Below are 18582 nucleotides of genomic sequence, written 5' to 3' on the forward strand. Positions count from 1 at the left end.
TGGGCCACCGGATGGACGTCCTGGCCTGGAACCGCGCCGCCGTCGCGCTGTTCGGCGACTACGGGGCCCTGCCGGAGGAGGACCGCAACATCGCCCGGATCACCTTCCTCGACCCGACCTCCCGCGAGCTCTACGCCGACTGGACCGCCTGCGCCCGCGAGAACGTCGCCTTCCTCCACCTCGAGGCCGGCCGCCGCCCCGACGACCCCCACCTCGCCACCCTGGTCGGCCAACTCTGCCTCGTCAGTGAGGAGTTCCGCCGGATGTGGGCCGACCACCCCGTCGCCGACAAGACCTCCGGCCACAAGCTCTTCCGCCACCCCGTCGTCGGCCTCCTCGACCTCGCCTACGACACCCTCCGCCCCGCCGACGACCCCGACCAGGCCCTCATCACCTACACCCCGGACCCGGACACCCCGTCGGACGACGCCCTACGGCTCCTGCTCTCCTGGGCGGCGAGCCGCTGAGTCGACTCTGTGGGCAGACGGGGGCCGCAACCCACTCGCCCGTCATCTCGTGCGCCGTGGTCGGGGCGGCGTGTGCGGCAAGGGTGTGGGGGCGCTCGACGCCCTCGGGACCCTTGCCCGGCGTCGATCGACGTGACCCTCGACCGGGCGGACGCGCACCGGCCGATCCGGCGGGAGCGCGGCCCCGTCCGGCCCCTGTGATCGTCGTGGGATCCGGCGGTGGGTGGTTCGAGGGCATGGGGTGTGAGCTGCGGGTTCGTGGCGATCCTCGTGGTCGGGGGTGTTCTTCGGGCCGTCGCCGTCCGGTCGTGGGCATCTGCCAGAATCGACCGGCTGATAACTGGGACGAGGAGGCTCGCGTGGGCGGTAACGAGGTGCGGTCGCGGATCCCGCAGCTGCGGCTGGACGAGCTGCTGGAGGAGCTCCAGGCACGGATCGACGCGGCCAGGGGCACCCGGGACCGGGTGCACAGCCTGTTGGAGGCGGTGCTGTCGGTCGGCCGGGAGCTCGACCTGACGCAGGTGCTGCGGCGGATCGTGGAGGCCGCCGCCGTCCTGGTGGACGCCCGCTACGCGGCGCTCGGGGTGATCGGGCCGGACGGGGAGTCCCTCTCGCAGTTCCTCACGGTGGGCCTGTCGGAGGAGGAGATCGCCCGGATCGGTCCGTACCCGACCGGGCGGGGCCTGCTCGGTGAGCTGATCCACCGCCCGGAGGCGCTGCGGCTGGAGGACCTCTCCGAGCACCCGTCGTCCGTGGGCTGCCCGATGCACCACCCGGTGATGCGGACCTTCCTCGGTGTGCCGGTGCGGGTGCGCGAGGAGGTGTTCGGGAACCTCTACCTGACCGACAAGCGGGGCGGGGAGGAGTTCGACGCCGACGACGAGTCGGTGATCTCGACGCTGGCCGTGGCGGCCGGGGTGGCGATCGACAACGCCCGGCTGTACGAGGAGGCGCAGCGTCAGCAGCGCTGGTTGAGCGCGAGCGCGGAGATCACCAGGGCCCTGCTGTCCGGGGGCTCCCGCTCGGAGGTGCTGGAGCTGATCGCGCAGCGGGCCCGGGACATCACGGGCGCCGACCTGGCCGACGTCTCCGTGCCGGTGGCCGGGACGGGATCGCTGCGGGTGGAACTGGCCCTCGGCGGAGACACCGCGGAGCGGCTGGGCCTCGTGGTCCCGGCGGAGGGCACGCTGTCGGGGGAGGCCGTCGCCCAGCGGGAGCCGGTGACCACCCTGGACCTCGCGGGCGATCCGCGGCTGTCCGGCGGCCCGCGTCTCTTCGACGACCTGGGTGCCGCGGTGGCGGTGCCCCTGGGGCGGGCGGGCGGCCTGGTCGAAGGCGTGCTGCTGCTGGCCCGGCGCGGTGGCGAGCAGCCGTTCAGCGGGCAGGAGATCGGGCCCCTGCTGGGCTTCGCCGACCAGGCGGCCCTGGCACTGGAGCTGGCGGAACGGCGCCGTGACGCCGAGCAGCTGGCGATGCTGGAGGACCGCGACCGGATCGCCCGCGACCTGCACGACCTCGCCATCCAGCGGCTGTTCGCCACGGGCATGACCCTGCAGAGTGCCGCCCGACTCATCGAGCACTCCGGAGCGTCGGACCGGGTGCTGCGCGCGGTCGGCGACCTGGACGAGACCATCAAGATCATTCGGTCGACGATCTTCGGACTCCGGGCCCGGGAGGACGCCACCGGGCACGGCCTGCGCGCACGGGTGGTCCGCGTGGTCGAGCAGGCGCAGCCCACGCTGGGCTTCGCGCCGCGGCTGAGCATGGAAGGCCTGCTGGACACCGACGTGCCGGCCGAGGCCGCCGACCACGTGGTGGCGGTGCTGGCGGAGGCGCTGAGCAACGCGGCGCGGCACGCCCGGGCCCGCCGGGTGGAGGTCTCGCTGCGGGCGACGGCCACGCAGGTCGTGCTGGTCGTGCAGGACGACGGCGTCGGCATCCCCGAGCAGGGGCGGCGCAGCGGACTGCGGAACATGGCGGAGCGGGCGGAGGGCCTCGGCGGCGAGCTGGAGCTGTCGAGCCCGCCGGACGGCGGGACCCGACTTCTCTGGGCGGCGCCCTTGGCGCTCTGACCGCTTCCCCGAGGTCCGCTTCCCCGAGGTCTGCTTCCCCGCGGTCAGGCTCCCCGCGGTGCCGGGAACGGCGGATCAGGCAGGCAGCGGCGGCACGGCCTTCAGGAGGTGGCCGGTCACCCACTCGGGGCGGATGCGGATGGTGACCCGGTCCGTGTCCTGGGCGAGGGCTTGGGCGTGGGCCCGGGCGTGGGGCTGCGTGGCGTCCGCTGCGGAGCGGTCCCGCGTCGCCTCGGCCGTACCGAGGACGGTGACGCTCCACCCGCCGCCGTCCGCCGCGCTGACCTCGTCGGCCTGGAAGGCGACGAGAGCGCCCGCCACGGCCCGGAGGAACTCGGAGCCGGCGGTGGTGCGCAGGAGCACGTTGCCGTCGCCGTCCAGCCGGTACCGGACCGGCAGGACGGCGGGCAGCGCGCCGACCGTGTAGACGACGCGCCCGATCGACGTCTTCGCCAGGAGGCGTCGGCAGTGCCGTTCCTCCAACGGCGCGAAATCAGGTGTCATGACACGATGCTCGTCCTGCCGCGGTCGCCGGTGCAGAGGCCGTTGGTCCTTGCCCGGCGGCCGGAGGTCCGTGTCCGGTGCCGCCGGGGTCAGCCGACGCGTCGGCCGGACGGGTGGCCGTGGGCGGCGAGCGTCTCGCTGGCGATGAGGGCGGCCTGGACACGGCGTTCGACGCCGAGCTTGGCGAGGAGCCGCGAGATGTGGTTCTTGACGGTCTTCTCGGCGAGGTAGAGCCGCTGGCCGATCTGCCGGTTGGTGAGGCCCTCGCCGACGAGGGCGAGGATCTCCTGCTCGCGCGGGGTCAGCTGGGGGAGGCCGTCGGTCTGCGGGGCGGCGTCGCCGCGCAGGCGGGCCATCAGGCGGGTGGTGGCGCCGGGGTCGAGCATGGACTGGCCGGACGCGACGGTGCGGACGGCGGAGACGAGGTCGGTGCCGCTGATCTGCTTGAGGACGTACCCGGCGGCACCGGCCATGATCGCGTCCAGGAGGGCGTCCTCGTCGTCGAAGGACGTGAGGATGAGGCAGGCCAGCTCGGGCATGCGGTCGCGGAGTTCGCGGCAGACGGTCACGCCGTCGCCGTCCGGCAGCCGCATGTCCAGGACGGCGACGTCCGGGCGCAGTGCCGGCACGCGGGTCAGTGCCTGTTCGACGGTGGCCGCCTCGCCGACCACCGTCAGGTCGGGCTCGGCGTCCAGCAGGTCGTGCACGCCCCGGCGGACGACCTCGTGGTCGTCGAGGAGGAACACCTTGACCGGGGCGTCCGCCCGGGCCGCTGCGTTGTCCACCATCGGTTCTCCGTGTTCCTGGGGCCGCCACGGGAATGAGGCGGACGAGACATCCGGAATTCTGCCGTGCGCGCGGGCGCGCGCACCAGGGCCGGACGTCCCCATTGCTCACCCGTGCGGGACGACCGCGACCGGTGCTGCGGCGTGGTGGAGCGCGGCATGGGCGACGGGGCCGAGCCATCGGCCCAGGGGGTGGTGCCGGGGGTCCCGCCGGCCGACGACCACGAGGCAGGCGTCCGCCGCGGCGGTCACGACGGCGTTGGCCGCCCCGCCGAGCCGGGTCGTGGCGACCACCTCGACGTCCGGGTGCGCGGCGCGGGCCTGGGCGAGCGCTTCGTCCAGGGCGGCCTGCTCGGAGGCCTCCTGGGTGGTGGCGTCCACCTGGGGCGGCACCCAGCCGGCGGCCGACCAGGCGGGTATCACGTCCCAGCCGTGTACGGCCCGCAGCCGCACCCGCCGCCGGGCCGCCTCGGCGAACGCGAAGTCGAGGACGGCGTCGGCGGGGTGGCGGGCGTCCACCCCGACGACGACGTCACGGCGGTCCGGCGCGTCGGCCTGCGGGGTGTCGTTCGCGTCGGCCCGGACCATGACCAGCGGGGTGGCGACGCGCGCCGCCACCGCGAGGCCGACCGACCCGACCAGCAGCCCGGCGAAGCCGCCGAGCCCGCGGGAGCCGAGGACGAGCAGCTCCGCGCCTTCGGCCTCGGCGACCAGCGCGTCGACGGGGTCGTTGCCGACCACGGCGGTTTCGACGGACAGCCCGGGGTGGGCGTGGCGGATCCGCTCGGCGGTGCCGGCCAGCGCGGCCAGCGCCGCCGGGCGGAGGTCACCGGCCACGGATCCCTCGGCGTAGTCGGCGCTCAACCAGGGCCAGGCGTGCAGGATGCGCAGGCCGACGCCTCGGCGTACCGCCTCCTCGGCGGCCCAGAGCGCGGCGGCCTCGCTCCGCGCCGATCCGTCGGTTCCGGTCAGGACGTGGCTGGTCATCGTGGTTCTCCTCGGTCGGAGTCAGGCTCGGAGTCGGGTTCGGAGTCAGGTGGCGTGCGGTCGGAGCATCGGAGCGGTCAGGCGAACGCGGTCCGCAGCGCCGAGAGGACGGTGGCCGGGTCGGCCAGGGCGTGGTGGACCGGCGGGACGGGCAGGTCGAGGCCGAGCAGCTGGTACACCGCGTGCATGGCGCCGCGCACCGAGTACTCGACGGTGAACACGACGTCCTCGGGGATCTCCACGTACTGGCCGAGGAAGGCGAAGTTCCGTGCGCCGTGCGGGATCACCCGGGGGCGGTCGTGCGTCGAGCGGCGGGCGAACTGGCTGGTGATGTACGGCATCATCACGGTGGTGACGGTGGTCGTGGCGCGGACCTCGTCGGCGATGTCGTCGAAGCCGAGCTGGCCGAGGAGTTCGGTGAGGATCTCCTGTCCGGTGCACTCGGCCATCGCCTTGCCGGTGTACTCGCCCGCAGGCTCCATGAACAGCCCGTACCCCCACAGGGTGAACACGTCCTCGGGCTGGCCGTCGAAGTGCGGCGGGCGGGGGACGACGATCGACATCAGCCAGGGCGAGTCCTTGAACGTCATCAGCGCACCGGTGCCGGGCGCGTTGCCGCTGAACTCCTCGATCCGCTTCAGCAGGACGGGGCTGCGCATCGTCAACGTGAAGGACTCCCAGGCGGCTTCGGCGATGTTGCCGTTGAAGACGGCGGGCCGGCCGAAGTCCGGAGCCTTGCGGGAGAGCGTCTCCCAGAGCGTCCAGTTGCCGTCCCGCTTGTCCCGGACCAGCTCCGGCGCCGTGTCGTCACCGCCGTAGGCCGCGTCGGCGGTCATCGAACCGAGCGTGATGAACGCCAGGTCCAGGTCGTCGAGTTCGATGGTCTCCGGCTCGCCGCCGGCGCGCCGCAGGTGGATCGTGCGGGCGCGGCGGATTCCGTCCCGCTCGGTGAAGTCGACATCGGTGACGGTGACGCCGTGCTCGAACCGGACGCCTCGTTCCAGCAGCCACCGGATGAGCGGCCGGACGATGGAGTCGTACTGGTTGAGGCGGGTACGGCGCACGCCCGCGAGGGTGTGGATGCGGGGGAACTCCTGGAGGAAGCGCAGGAAGTAGCGCTTGAGCTCGATGGCGCTGTGCCAGTTCTGGAAGGCGAAGGTGGTCCGCCACATCGCCCAGAAGTTCGTGGCGAAGAAGTGCTCGGAGAAGAACTCGTCGATCCGGCGCGGGCCGATCGCCGACTCGGGCAGCACCAGCAGCCGGGCCAGTTCCAGCCGGTCGCGGGTGTCGAGGCCGAGGTCGGAGGCGTCCAGGACGCGGTGGGCGCCGTCGATCAGGCGGGCCTTGGCGTCGGTCGGCCACTGCCGGTTGAAGTCGGTGATCTCCTGGCGGACGGAGACGCTCTCGTCGTCCAGGGTGGGGATCGTCTCCAGGAGGTTCCACAGGCAGGTGTAGGCCTCGTCCTCCAGCATCCGCCCGCCCCGGGTCACGTAGGCCTGCTCCGGCGTGCCGCGCCCGTCGAGCGAGCCGCCCGCGAGGGGCAGCTGCTCCAGGACGTGGATGTTCTCCCCGGGGACCTCCCCGTCCCGGATCAGGAAGGCCGCCGCCGCCAGGGCGGCCACCCCGCCGCCCACCAGGTACGCCTTCGTGCTGCGTCCGCTGTCGATCACTTCTCGTCCCCGTCTCATCGGATTCGCCCGCACCGCTCAGCGGGCGATGCCCAGCCTCCGGCACCCGGACGGTGCCGGGCAGGGTCGTGCAGTCCCCGTTCCCTGGGGCCGCAGGTCCTTTCCTCCCCGGGACGCCGGGACCTTCGGGACCGGGTTCAGGGCTGCCTGGCCCCTGTGGCCCGCCGGTCGTCGGCCGCGAACCTGTCTTCCGGAGGCAAGGCCGCGCGCATCGTGTCGCGGCCACTGAGCGAAGGAGATCGTGATCATGTCTCATTCCGTGGTGGTGGGGGTCGACGGATCCGCGCAGAGCGAGGCCGCGGCCGAGTGGGCGGCCGCTCAGGCCCACCGCGGCGGCCGGGCGCTGCGGATGGTTCACGTCGGGGGAGGGGTGGAGGAGTCCGGGAGCCCCGTCGAGCCGTTGCCGGAGGCGGTCCGTGCGCTTCGCGACCGCCTCGGGGCCGTGCTGCCGGGTCTGGAGATCTCCTGCGAGCAGGTGCCCGGCAATCCGGCCCACCAGCTGATCGCCGCCGGCGAGCGGGATGGTCTGCTGGTGCTCGGCTCGCGCGGGCTCGGCGGGTTCACCGGGCTGCTGGTCGGCTCGGTCGGGCTGCGGGCGGCGGCGCACGCCGCCTGCCCGGTGGTCCTGGTCCGGGCCGGGGCGGACGGTGAGGGCGGCGCGCCCGGCGACGTCGTGGTGGGAGTGGACGGCGACGGCCCCTGCGACGAGATGCTCGCCTTCGCCTTCGAGCAGGCGTCCGGACGCGGCGCGGCACTGCGGGTGATGAACAGCCGGACCCTGCCCACCGGGCCGTACGTGACGGAGGCCCCGGTGGACCAGCGGGAGATCAGGGACTCCCTGACGGAGGCGGAGCTGGTCCGCCTCCAGGACGCGCTGAGGCCGTGGCGGGAGAAGTTCCCCGACGTGCGGGTCTCGGCCGAGGTGACCGCCTGGCCGGCCGCACGGGCACTGGTGGAGGCTTCCCGGACGGCCTCGCTGGTCGTGGTGGGACGCCGGAGGCCGCACAACCGGGCGGCCGCGCCCTGGCTCGGCACCGTGGCCCACGCCGTGCTGCACCACGCGCACAGCCCGGTCGCGGTGGTGCCGCACAGCTGAGACCGGCCGCGTGAGACCGACCGAGCCGCCGATGGCCGTGGCACGGACCGCTGACGGTCCGCGCCACGGCCATCGGCACGTCCGCGGGCGGACCGGCTGCCGGGCCGCGCGCGGATAAGGCGCGATTAAGGGACCTTCGGCCCGCGGATGTGCCCCAACGGCCGGGTCCCCGAGCCGGGTTGGCGGGGGAGGCTGTCAGTGGGAAGCCAGAGCGGACATCGCCGGCGCCCGATCCTTCGACGAGGTAACCGAAAGGTGGTCCAGCCATGACCCGCCGCCCGCAGATCGAGGAGCCCCCTGCTCCGGGCGATGCCCCAGCGGCCGTCGCCACACTCGTCTCCGACGCGCTGACGGCCCTTCGGGAGTACGCCGACTTCACCCAGGAGCAGGTCGACCACATCGTCAAGAAGGCCTCGCTGGCCGCCCTGGAGCGGCACACCGCACTGGCGGTGCTGGCGGTGGAGGAGACCGGGCGCGGGGTCTTCGAGGACAAGGCGGTGAAGAACGTCTTCGCCTGCGAGAACGTCACCCACGTGATGGCCCGGACGAAGACGGTCGGGGTCGTGCACCGGGACGAGATCGACGGCATCGTGGAGATCGCCGAGCCGGTCGGCGTGGTCGCGGGCATCACCCCGGTGACCAACCCGACCTCGACCACGATCTTCAAGTGCCTGCTGGCGCTCAAGACCCGCAACCCGATCGTCTTCGCCTTCCACCCCTCGGCCCAGCGCTGCTCCGCCGAGGCGGCCCGGATCGTCCGGGACGCGGCGGTGGCGGCCGGGGCCCCGGCGCACTGCATCCAGTGGATCGAGGAGCCGTCGATGGCGGCCACCGGCGCGCTGATGAACCACCCCGACGTCGCGACGATCCTCGCCACCGGCGGCAACGCGATGGTCCGGGCCGCCTACTCCTGCGGCAAGCCGGCCCTGGGCGTCGGCGCCGGCAACGTTCCGGCGTACATCGAGCGCACCGCGGACCTGAAGCGGGCGGTCAACGACGTCGTCCTGTCGAAGTCCTTCGACAACGGCATGATCTGCGCCTCCGAGCAGGCCGTGATCCTGGACGCCGGGATCCGCGACGCCGCGCTCGCCGAGTTCCGCAAGCTGAAGGCGCACCACGCGAGCGCGCGGGAGAAGGCGCTGCTGGAGCGGTACCTGTTCGGGGCCGGTGACGGCACCGACTGCGCCGGGGACCGGCTGAACGCCGAGGTGGTGGGCCGCTCGGCGGCGCAGATCGCGCAGGCGGCCGGCTTCGAGGTGCCCGGTGACACCTCGGTGATCCTGGCCGACTGCGAGCGGGTCGGGCCCGAGGAGCCGCTGACCCGGGAGAAGCTCTGCCCCGTCCTGGCGGTCCTGACCGCCGACTCCCGCCGCGCCGGTGTCGAACTGGCCGCCGCGATGGTGGAGTTCAACGGGCTCGGGCACTCGGCGGCGGTGCACACCGAGGACGCGGCGTTCGTCGAGGAGTTCGGGCACGCGGTGAAGGCCTGCCGGATCATCTGGAACGCGCCCAGCTCGCAGGGAGGCATCGGTGACGTCTACAACGCCTTCACGCCCTCGCTGACCCTGGGCTGCGGCAGCTACGGGCACAACTCGGTGTCCGGGAACGTCTCGGCGCTGAACCTCGTCAACATCAAGCGGATCGGGCGGCGCAACACCAACATGCAGTGGTTCAAGGTCCCGCCGAAGATCTACTTCGAGCGCAACTCGGTCAAGTACCTGGCGAGCATGCCGAACGCGCACCGGATCGTCGTCGTCACCGACCGGACGATGGTGGAGATCGGCCACCTGGAGCGGATCCGGGGCGTGCTCGACCGCCGCCGCGAGCCGGTAGAGGTGCGGGTCGTCGACTTCGTCGAGCCGAACCCGAGCATCGACACCGTGCGCAAGGGCGCGGCGCTGATGCGGGAGTTCGAGCCGGACACGATCATCGCGCTGGGCGGCGGCTCGCCGATGGACGCGGCCAAGGTGATGTGGCTGATGTACGAGCACCCGGAGGTCGAGTTCGCGGACCTGAAGGAGAAGTTCTTCGACATCCGCAAGCGCGCCTTCACCTTCCCCGACCTCGGCGAGAAGGCCAAGCTGGTGTGCATCCCCACCACCTCGGGCACGGGCGCCGAGGTCACCCCCTTCGCGGTCATCACGGACACGGCCACGGGCCAGAAGTACCCGCTCGCGGACTACGCGTTCACCCCGAGCGTGGCCATCGTCGACCCGGCGCTCACCGCCGGCCTGCCGAGTCACGTCACCGCCGACACCGGCTTCGACGCCCTCACCCACTGCATCGAGACCTACGTGTCCGTCTACGCCAACGACTTCACCGACGGCCTCGCCCTCCAGGGCATCCGGCTGATCTTCGAGAACCTGGAGCGGGCCGTCACCGACGGGCCGAACGACCCGATGGCGCGGGAGAAGATGCACAACGCGGGGACGATCGCCGGGATGGCCTTCGGCTCGGCCTTCCTCGGCGCGGTGCACGCCATGGCGCACACCCTGGGCGGCACCTTCCACGTCGCTCACGGCCGCACCAACGCGCTCCTGCTGCCGCACGTGATCCGCTGGAACGGCTCCGCCCCGGCCAAGGTCACCGGCTGGCCCAAGTACCAGCACTACACGGCGCCCGAGCGCTACCAGGCCATCGCCCGGATGCTCGGCCTGCTCGCCGCGACCCCCGAACAGGGCGTCGAGTCCCTGGCGGCGGCGGTCGAGGAACTGCGCGACCGGGTCGGCATCCCGCGCTCCTTCAAGGCGGCCGGGGTGGACGAGGAGGCCTTCCTCGCGGCCCTGCCCCAGCAGGCGATGAACGCCTACGAGGACCAGTGCGCCCCCGCCAACCCCCGCATGCCGATGCTCGACGACATGCAGCAGCTGATGCGCCAGGCCTACTACGGCGACCAGGCCTGAGAGAGGACACCGAGATGACCACCTCGCAGCACGACTCGCAGCACGACTCGAAGCACGAGCGGCAAGCGGACGCCTGGCACGGCTTCAAGGGCGGCCTCTGGCGCGACGCGATCGACGTCCGCGACTTCATCCAGCACAACTACACCCCGTACCAGGGCGACGCCGCCTTCCTCGCCGGCCCGACCGAGCGGACCCTGGCGGTGTGGCGGCAGATCACCGACCGCTTCCCCGAGGAGCGCGCCAAGGGGGTGTACGACGTCGCGTACGACATCCCCGCCGGCATCACCGCCCACGCGCCCGGATACATCGACCGCGAGCGGGAGCTGATCGTCGGCCTCCAGACCGACGCCCCGCTCAAGCGCGCGATCATGCCCAACGGCGGCTGGCGGATGGTCGCGGGCGCGCTGAGGACCTACGGCTACCCCGTCCCGCCCGAGCTGGAGAAGGTCTTCACCCGGTACCGCAAGACCCACAACGACGGCGTGTTCGACGCCTACACCCCCGAGATCCTCGCCGCCCGCAAGGCCGGCATCATCACGGGCCTGCCCGACGCCTACGGCCGGGGGCGGATCATCGGCGACTACCGCCGCGTCGCGCTCTACGGCGTGGACCGTCTGATCGAGGTCAAGCGGGCCGAGAAGGCCGAGCTGAACGCCGCGCCCGCCGACCCGGCGCGGCTGGAGGAGGTCATCCGCGAGCGCGAGGAACTCGCCGAGCAGATCCGGGCCCTGGGCGAGCTCAAGCAGATGGCCGCGAACTACGGCTACGACCTCTCCGGCCCGGCCCGCACCGGCCGGGAGGCGATCCAGTGGCTGTACTTCGCCTACCTGGCGGCGGTCAAGGAGCAGAACGGCGCCGCGATGTCGCTCGGCCGCACCTCGACCTTCCTCGACGTCTACCTCCAACGAGACCTCGCCGAGGGTGTGCTGACCGAGCGTCAGGCACAGGAGCTGATCGACGACTTCGTCATCAAGCTGCGGATCGTCCGCTTCCTGCGCACCCCCGAGTACGACGAGCTGTTCTCCGGGGACCCGACCTGGGTCACCGAGTCGATCGGCGGCATCGGCGAGGACGGCCGCACCCTGGTCACCCGCACGTCCTTCCGCTACCTCCAGACCCTCTACAACCTCGGCCCGGCACCCGAGCCGAACCTGACCGTCTTCTGGTCGCCGCAACTGCCCGGCGGGTTCAAGGAGTTCTGCGCCAAGGTGTCCATCGACACCTCCAGCATCCAGTACGAGTCGGACGAGCTGATGCGCCCGCACTTCGGCGACGACACCGCCATCGCCTGCTGCGTCTCCGCGATGCCGGTCGGCCGGCAGATGCAGCTCTTCGGCGCCCGGGTCAACCTCGCCAAGACCCTGCTCTACGCGATCAACGGCGGACGCGACGAGATCTCCGGCGCCCAGGTCGGCGCGGCCACCGCGCCGGTCACCGGCGACGTGCTCGACTACGACGAGGTGCTCGCCCGCTTCGACGAGCAGATGGAGTGGCTCGCCGAGGCGTACGTGCACGCGCTGAACGTCATCCACTACATGCACGACAAGTACGCCTACGAGCGGCTGGAGATGGCCCTGCACGACCGGGACGTCCGCCGCACGATGGCCTGCGGCATCGCCGGCCTCGCCGTGGCCGCCGACTCGCTCTCGGCGATCAGGTACGCGAAGGTCCGACCCGTGCGGGACGAGACCGGACTGGTGGTCGACTACCTGGTCGACGGCGAGTATCCGGCGTACGGCAACAACGACGACCGGGCCGACGGGATCGCCGTCCGGCTGGTCGAGGAGTTCATGGAGAAGGTGCGCAAGCACCCCACCTACCGGGGCGCCGAGCACACCCAGTCCGTGCTGACCATCACCTCCAACGTCGTCTACGGCAAGAAGACCGGCAACACCCCCGACGGCCGCCGGGCCGGCGAGCCGTTCTCCCCCGGCGCCAACCCGATGAACGGACGCGACCGCCACGGTTTCGTCGCCAGTGCCCTGTCGGTCGCCAAGCTCCCCTACGACCACGCCGAGGACGGCATCTCGCTCACCAACACCGTCACGCCCGACGCGCTCGGCCGCACGGACGAGGAGCGGGCCGCCAACCTGGTCGGCATCCTGGACGGCTACACCACCTGCCGCGGCTTCCACATGAACGTCAACGTCCTCGACCGGGACACCCTCCTGGACGCCATGGACCACCCGGAGAAGTACCCCCAGCTGACCATCCGCGTCAGCGGCTACGCGGTCAACTTCGTCCGCCTCACCCGCGAGCAGCAGCTCGACGTGATCGGCCGCACCTTCCACGACGCGCTGTAGCAGCACCCACCACCCGCACGCGGTGCCGACGCCTCCCCGACCACGGGCGTCGGCACCGCGCTCCCGTGCAAGGAGAACCGCCACCATGGCCGAACCCGCCGTACCCCCAGAACCGGCCGAACGAGCCGTACCCGCCGTCACCCTGGCCGGCGCCGCCACCCGGCGCGCGGTGACGGGCATGCTGCACTCCTGGGACCTGTCCACCGGCGTCGACGGCCCCGGCACCCGCTTCGTCGCCTTCCTGGCCGGCTGCCCGCTGCGCTGCCTGTACTGCCACAACCCCGACACCCGGAACATGCGCGACGGCCGCCGCGCCTCGGCCGACGAGATCGTCCAGGAGGCCGCCAAGTACACCGAGTTCATCCACGCCTCCGGCGGAGGCGCCACCATCAGCGGCGGCGAGCCGCTCCTCCAGCCCGTCCTCAGCGGCGAACTGCTCCACCGCTTCAAGCACGAACTCGGCCTGCACACCGCACTGGACACCTCCGGCTTCCTCGGCGCCCGCGCCACCGACGCGCTGCTCGCCGACACCGACCTCGTCCTGCTCGACATCAAGTCCTGGGACCACTCGCTCTACCGGCACGTGACCGGCCGGAAGCTCGCCCCCACCCTGGACTTCGCCCGCCGCCTGGCCGACCTCGGGAAGGAGGTCTGGGTGCGGTTCGTCCTCGTTCCCCACCTGACCGACGCCACCGAGAACGTCGAGGGCGTCGCCGCCTTCACCGCCTCCCTCGGCAACGTCACCCGCGTCGACGTGCTGCCCTTCCACAAGCTCGGCGCCGCCAAGTGGCGCGCGCTCGGCCTCGACTTCACGCTCGCCGACACCCCCACGCCGACCGCCGACCAGACGGCCGCGGCCCGGGCGGTCTTCACCGCTCACGGCCTGTACGCCGTCTGACCGTACCCGCCTCAACAGGCCCGCACGACGCGCACTGGCCGGCCGCGACACCATCGTCGCGGCCGGCCAGCGCGGTTCGGGGAGGGCCGGGCCGTGGGCCCGGCCCTCCGGAGGTCACTTGCGGTGCATGGTGTGCAGGGCCTGGGCCAGGACGTGTGCGTCGTGGTGGCCCTTGTGGACGGCCGGGGGCTGCTCGTCGAGGCCGAGGAGCCGTGCCACGGCGGTCCAGGCGGTGCGCACGGAGTACTCGACGGTGAAGACCACGTCGTCGGGCACTTCGGCGTACTGGCCGATGAACGCGAGGTTGGTGGAGCCCTTCGGCACGACCTGCGGCCGGTCTCCGTGGCTGCGGACCAGGAACTGGCTGGTGATGTACGGCATCAGGCACGGGATGACGGTGGACGTCCCGGCGACGCGCTCCGCGGTGGCGGCATCGACGGCCAGGTGCTGGAGCACCTCCTGGAGGATCTCCGCGCCGGTGCACTCGCGCATGGGCTTGCGGACGTACGTCCCGACCGCATCGGGGAAGAGGCCGTAGCCCCACCAGACCGAGACGCCGTCGGGCTGGTGCTGGTAGACCGGCTGGCGGTTGACCACGACGGTGAGCAGCCAGGGGGAGTCGGTGAGGGTGAGCAGGCCGCCCCGGCCGGTGGTGCGACCGGTGAACGCCTCCATCCAGTCGAGGAACGCCGGGTCCTTGGCGGTGACGGTGAAGGACTCCCAGGTGGAGTCCTCGACGCTGCGGTCGAAGACGTCCGGGTGGCCGAAGTCCTGGCGTCCGCGGGCGATCCGGTGCCACAGCAGGAAGGAGTCGGGACTGAGGTCGGTGCGCGGGCGCTCGGGCGCGGCGGTGTGGGAACCGAGGACGGAGTCGGCGGTCATCGAGCCGTTGGTGACGAACACCAGGTCCTCGGGGTCGACCGGCACGTCCGCGTGGGCGCCCGCGAAGAGGATGCGCTCGACCGTCGTGGCGGGCCCCGGCCGGAAGGAGAGGTCCGCGACGCGGCGGCCGGTGTGGAACCGTACGCCGTGCTCCCGCAGCCATGCCGTCAGCGGGCGGACGATCGAGTCGTACTGGTTGTACCGGGTGCGCTGGATCCCGGACATGGTCTCGAACTCCGGGAACAGGTGCACGAAGCGCTTGAGGTAGCGCCGGAACTCGATCGCGCTGTGCCAGGGCTCGAACGCGAAGGTGGTGCACCACATGTACCAGAAGTCCGTACGGAAGAAGCCCTCCTCGAAGCAGTCGGTGATCCGCTTTCCGTCCAGCAGCCGCTCCGGTGTGGCCAGGCACGTGACCAGTTCCAGGCGGTGCCGCTCGGAGAAGCCCATGGTGTGCCCGTCCACGATCACGCCGCCCGCGCGCACCAGGCGGGCCGCGTCGTCCCACGGGGACTCCTCGTAGGAGTCGTGGATGTCCTGGGTCGCCGACTTCGACGGGTCGTCCAGGGACGGGATGCCCGACAGCAGGTCGTAGGTGCAGCGGAACTGCGCCTCGAACATCCGCCCACCGCGCATCGTGTAGCCGGCCTCCGGTGTGCCGCCCGCGTCGAGGCTGCCGCCGAGCTCCTCCTGCGCCTCGAACACGTGGATGTCGCCGCCGGCGAAGCCGCCGTCACGGATCAGGAACGCCGCCGCGGACAGTGCGGCGATGCCGCCGCCGACCAGGTACGCCTTTGCCATCGTCCAACTCCTCAACTCTGCCGCGCCGAAGCCGGTGTGCGTGCGCAGCCGGCCGGCTTTCGCGGCGCTCTGCCGATCGGGAACGGATCCCCCGAAACGGGATGCGATGTCAGCGTGCTCGCGGTCGCCGACCGGGTCTGTGGGCCATTGGTCACCTGTGGCGGCGCAACGGTCCCGGTCCGTCCGGGACCGGGCATCGGTTCTGCCTGACGGTACGTCAGAAACCGTCCCCGGGGTGACCCGAGGGGCCCGGGCGGGCCAGGGCGGATCGGGGCTGAAGGTCCCGCCGGCAGGTTCCCCTCCGGCCCTTCGTCGGCGGACCCCGGTGGGAGGAGGCTTGAGGCAACAGCGAGAGAGGGAGGAACACCATGACCGAGCAGAGTGGGGCGCCGCGCAGGATCGTGGTCGGTGTGGACGGATCGCCGTCCTCGGTCGACGCACTGCGCTGGGCCGTCGACGAGGCCCGTGTGCGCGGCGCCGTGGTCGAGGCGGTCTCCGCCTGGCAGTACCAGGTGGCCGTCGGCTGGACCGTGCCGATCGTGCCCGAGGAGGACTTCTCCGACATCGCCCGCAAGGTCCTCGACAACGCGATCGCCGAGGTGGCCGATGCCGAGAACCCCGTCGAGATCCACCCCCACGTGGTGGAGGGCCTCGCCGCGGTCTCCCTGCTGACCGCGGCGCGGGACGCCGAACTGCTGGTCGTCGGCAGCCGGGGGCACGGCGGCTTCGCCGGCGTCCTGCTGGGGTCGGTCAGCCAGCACTGCGTCCAGCACGCGCCCTGCCCGGTCGTCGTCGTCCGCCACCACGAGGACCCGCGCCCCGTCAAGTGACCGCCCCGCCGAACCCACCGGAAGGAGATGACCGGCCATGAAGCACCGGATCGTGGGGGAGCTGATGACCCACGCCGTCGTCCACGTGCGGCCCGACACCGGGTTCAAGGAGATTGCCCGGCTCCTCGCCGAGCACGACATCACCTCCGTCCCCGTCCTGGACCGCGACGACCGGCCCGTCGGCCTGGTCTCCGAGGCCGACCTGCTGCCCAACGAGGCCGCCCAGGAGGACCCCACGGGCCTGCTGCTCACCCCGGCCCTGCCGCCGCGCGACCACGCCCGCAGCCGGGCGACCACCGCCGAGGGCCTGATGACCAGCCCGGCCGTCTGCGCCCGGCCCGAGTGGACCGTGGTGGAGGCCGCCCGCCTGATGCGGGCCCGAGGCCTCAAGCGCCTGCCCGTCGTCGACGAGGCCGGACGGCTGATCGGCATCGTCAGCCGCAGCGACCTGCTCCGGGTCTTCCTGCGGCACGACCGGGCCATCCGCGAGGAGATCCGCCAGGACGTCCTCGACCGCACCCTGGGGCTGGACCCGGACGGCGTCGACGTCCAGGTGCGGGACGGCCGGGTCACCGTGACCGGTACGGTCGAGCGCCGCGCCCTGGTGACGGTGGTGGAACGGCTCTGCCGGAGCGTGGACGGCGTCGTCGACGTCACCTGCCACCTCGGCCACCGCACGGACGACACCGCCGTCCCGCACCCGGTCCGCTGAGGCGGCCCACACCGGCCGGAGCCCGGCGCCCCGAGTCATGGGCGCCGGGCTCCGGGCTGTGCGGGCCGCCTCAGGCCGTGCGGCGTCGCAGGGTGGCGGCGCCCAGCGCCAGCGCCGCGGCGGCGCAGCCGAGGACGAGCAGCAGGTCCGCGACCGTCCCGCCGGTGAGGCCGGATCGGGTGGTGATGGCGTTCATCGCATCGACGGCGTAGGACAGCGGAAGGGCGTCCGAGAGGGCGTGGAGCCAGCCGGACATCTCCGCGCGGGGGGTGAACAGCCCGCACAGCAGGAGCTGTGGCAGCAGGAAGGCGGGCAGGAACTGCACGGCCTGGAACTCGGTGGTGGCGAAGGCCGAGACGAACAGGCCCAGCGCCATGCCCAGCAGTCCGTCGGCGACGGCCATGGCGAGCAGCATCCAGGTCGGGCCCGCCACCGTGAGACCGAGCAGGCCGACCGTCAGACCGAAGGCGAGCAGGCCCTGCACGAGGGCCACCAGGCCGAAGGCGAGGGCGTAGCCGACCAGCAGGTCCAGTTTTCCCAGGGGCATGGTGAGGAGCCGCTCCAGGGTGCCGCCGGTCCGTTCGCGGAGCGTGGCGACGGCGGTGACCACGAACATCACCAGCAGCGGGAAGACACCGAGCACCGGGGCCCCGATCCGGTCGAAGACCTCCGGCCGGCCGTCGTAGACGTACTTGAGCAGGGTGATCAGCAGGCAGGGGACCCCCAGCATCAGGGCCACCGTGCGCGGGTCGTGGCGCAGTTGGAGCAGGACGCGACGGGCGGTGGCGAGGGTTCGGCGCGGATTCACCGTGGTGCCTTTCCGGAGAGTGGGGCCTCGTGGGCCGTGCTGTCCCCGGCCGGGGAGGCGGAGCCGGTCACGAGCCGGAGGAACGCCTGCTCGACGTCCGGCGCACCCGTCGCCGTCAGGAGTCCGGCCGGGGTGTCGTCGGCGAGCAGCCGGCCGTCGCGCATCAGCAGCAGCCGGGTGCACCGCTCGGCCTCGTCCATGACGTGGCTGGAGACCAGCAGGGTGGTCCCTCCGGCCGCGAGGCGGTGGAACAGGTGCCACAGGTCCTGACGCAGCACCGGGTCGAGGCCGACCGTCGGCTCGTCCAGCACCAGCAGCTCGGGCGTTCCCAGCAGGGCCGCCGCCAGTGAGACCCGGGCGCGCTGGCCGCCGGAGAGCCGCCCGACCAGGTCCCTCTCCCTGCCCCGCAACCCGACCTGCTCCAGGGTGCGTGACGGGTCGTCGCGCGGGGCGCCCAGGACGTCGGCGTAGTACCGCAGGTTCTCCGCCACGCTCAGGTCGGCGTACACGGACGGGGCCTGGGTGACGTAGCCGATCCGGCTGCGCAGCTCCGGGCTTCCCGCGTCGGCGCCGAGCACCTGGACCCGTCCCGCCTCGACCTTCTGCACGCCCACGACCGCCCGCAGCAGCGTGGTCTTCCCGCAACCGCTGGGCCCCAGCAGGCCGGTGACCGAGCCGCGCTCGACGTCCAGGTCGAGCCCGTGGAGCACGGTCCGGCCTCCGCGGGACACCCGCAGGCCCCGGACCGCGACGGCCGGGGGCCCCGGCGGGCCGTCGTCGGCGGTCCGGCCGCCGGGGTCGGGTCGCTCCGTGCTCGCCATGGCGGCTCCCTTTTTCGAAGTCCTC

At 72.6% G+C, this 18582-nt stretch carries 14 protein-coding genes and 1 pseudogene; 8 read left to right on the forward strand and 7 right to left on the reverse strand.

Features of this window, described 5'->3' with window-relative positions:
- Positions 1 to 467 (forward strand): annotated as a pseudogene (locus J0670_RS00795) (transcriptional regulator); the annotation flags it as partial.
- 359 nt (positions 468 to 826) lie between these two features.
- Entirely contained in the window at positions 827 to 2539 is a 1713-nt protein-coding gene (locus tag J0670_RS00800) for a GAF domain-containing protein (protein ID WP_307806326.1), read from the forward strand.
- Positions 2540 to 2614: 75 nt separating this feature from the next.
- Here J0670_RS00800 and J0670_RS00805 read toward each other — a convergent pair whose 3' ends face one another.
- The 4 genes from J0670_RS00805 to J0670_RS00820 all read right to left on the reverse strand — a co-directional run bounded on the left by J0670_RS00805 (position 2615) and on the right by J0670_RS00820 (position 6485).
- The gene (locus J0670_RS00805; protein WP_207808584.1) at positions 2615 to 3043 is read right to left on the reverse strand and encodes a pyridoxamine 5'-phosphate oxidase family protein; all 429 of its coding nucleotides are present in this window, start codon (positions 3041 to 3043) and stop codon (positions 2615 to 2617) included.
- 89 nt (positions 3044 to 3132) lie between these two features.
- Positions 3133 to 3831, reverse strand: a complete 699-nt coding sequence (locus tag J0670_RS00810; protein WP_207808586.1) for a response regulator transcription factor — start codon at positions 3829 to 3831, stop codon at positions 3133 to 3135.
- Positions 3832 to 3936: 105 nt separating this feature from the next.
- Positions 3937 to 4815 carry a universal stress protein gene (locus J0670_RS00815; RefSeq protein ID WP_207808588.1) on the reverse strand — a complete coding sequence of 293 codons (879 nt, stop codon included), beginning with the start codon at positions 4813 to 4815 and terminating at the stop codon, positions 3937 to 3939.
- A gap of 77 nt (positions 4816 to 4892) precedes the next feature.
- A complete protein-coding gene (locus J0670_RS00820) occupies positions 4893 to 6485 on the reverse strand; it encodes an oleate hydratase (RefSeq protein ID WP_307806327.1) in 1593 nt (530 codons plus the stop codon).
- Between the two features lie 265 nt (positions 6486 to 6750).
- Here J0670_RS00820 and J0670_RS00825 point away from each other — a divergent pair, with 265 nt between their 5' ends.
- The 4 genes from J0670_RS00825 to pflA all read left to right on the forward strand — a co-directional run bounded on the left by J0670_RS00825 (position 6751) and on the right by pflA (position 13703).
- Entirely contained in the window at positions 6751 to 7599 is an 849-nt protein-coding gene (locus J0670_RS00825) for a universal stress protein (protein ID WP_207808591.1), read from the forward strand.
- Positions 7600 to 7865: 266 nt separating this feature from the next.
- Entirely contained in the window at positions 7866 to 10502 is a 2637-nt protein-coding gene (gene adhE / locus J0670_RS00830; RefSeq protein WP_207808593.1) for a bifunctional acetaldehyde-CoA/alcohol dehydrogenase, read from the forward strand.
- A gap of 14 nt (positions 10503 to 10516) precedes the next feature.
- A complete protein-coding gene (pflB, locus tag J0670_RS00835; protein WP_207808595.1) occupies positions 10517 to 12805 on the forward strand; it encodes a formate C-acetyltransferase in 2289 nt (762 codons plus the stop codon).
- 85 nt (positions 12806 to 12890) lie between these two features.
- A complete protein-coding gene (gene pflA / locus J0670_RS00840) occupies positions 12891 to 13703 on the forward strand; it encodes a pyruvate formate-lyase-activating protein (protein ID WP_207808596.1) in 813 nt (270 codons plus the stop codon).
- 114 nt (positions 13704 to 13817) lie between these two features.
- Here the strand turns inward: pflA and J0670_RS00845 are convergent, their stop codons facing one another.
- Positions 13818 to 15386, reverse strand: a complete 1569-nt coding sequence (locus J0670_RS00845; protein ID WP_207808598.1) for an oleate hydratase — start codon at positions 15384 to 15386, stop codon at positions 13818 to 13820.
- A gap of 368 nt (positions 15387 to 15754) precedes the next feature.
- Here J0670_RS00845 and J0670_RS00850 point away from each other — a divergent pair, with 368 nt between their 5' ends.
- Entirely contained in the window at positions 15755 to 16216 is a 462-nt protein-coding gene (locus J0670_RS00850) for a universal stress protein (RefSeq protein ID WP_207808599.1), read from the forward strand.
- 37 nt (positions 16217 to 16253) lie between these two features.
- Entirely contained in the window at positions 16254 to 16928 is a 675-nt protein-coding gene (locus J0670_RS00855; protein WP_207808601.1) for a CBS domain-containing protein, read from the forward strand.
- A gap of 70 nt (positions 16929 to 16998) precedes the next feature.
- On the opposite strand, the gene J0670_RS00860 is transcribed toward J0670_RS00855, so the two are convergent.
- Together J0670_RS00860 and J0670_RS00865 are read right to left on the reverse strand one after the other, a co-directional pair.
- Positions 16999 to 17736 carry an ABC transporter permease gene (locus tag J0670_RS00860; protein WP_207808602.1) on the reverse strand — a complete coding sequence of 246 codons (738 nt, stop codon included), beginning with the start codon at positions 17734 to 17736 and terminating at the stop codon, positions 16999 to 17001.
- Positions 17733 to 18557, reverse strand: coding sequence for an ABC transporter ATP-binding protein (locus tag J0670_RS00865; RefSeq protein WP_207808604.1), 825 nt, complete (start codon positions 18555 to 18557; stop codon positions 17733 to 17735). Before J0670_RS00865 ends, J0670_RS00860 begins: the two co-directional genes overlap by 4 nt.
- Positions 18558 to 18582: the final 25 nt, after the last annotated feature.

Origin of the sequence: Streptomyces sp. FH025 (assembly GCF_017427025.1) — a bacterium.
Classification (GTDB): Bacteria; Actinomycetota; Actinomycetes; order Streptomycetales; family Streptomycetaceae; genus Kitasatospora.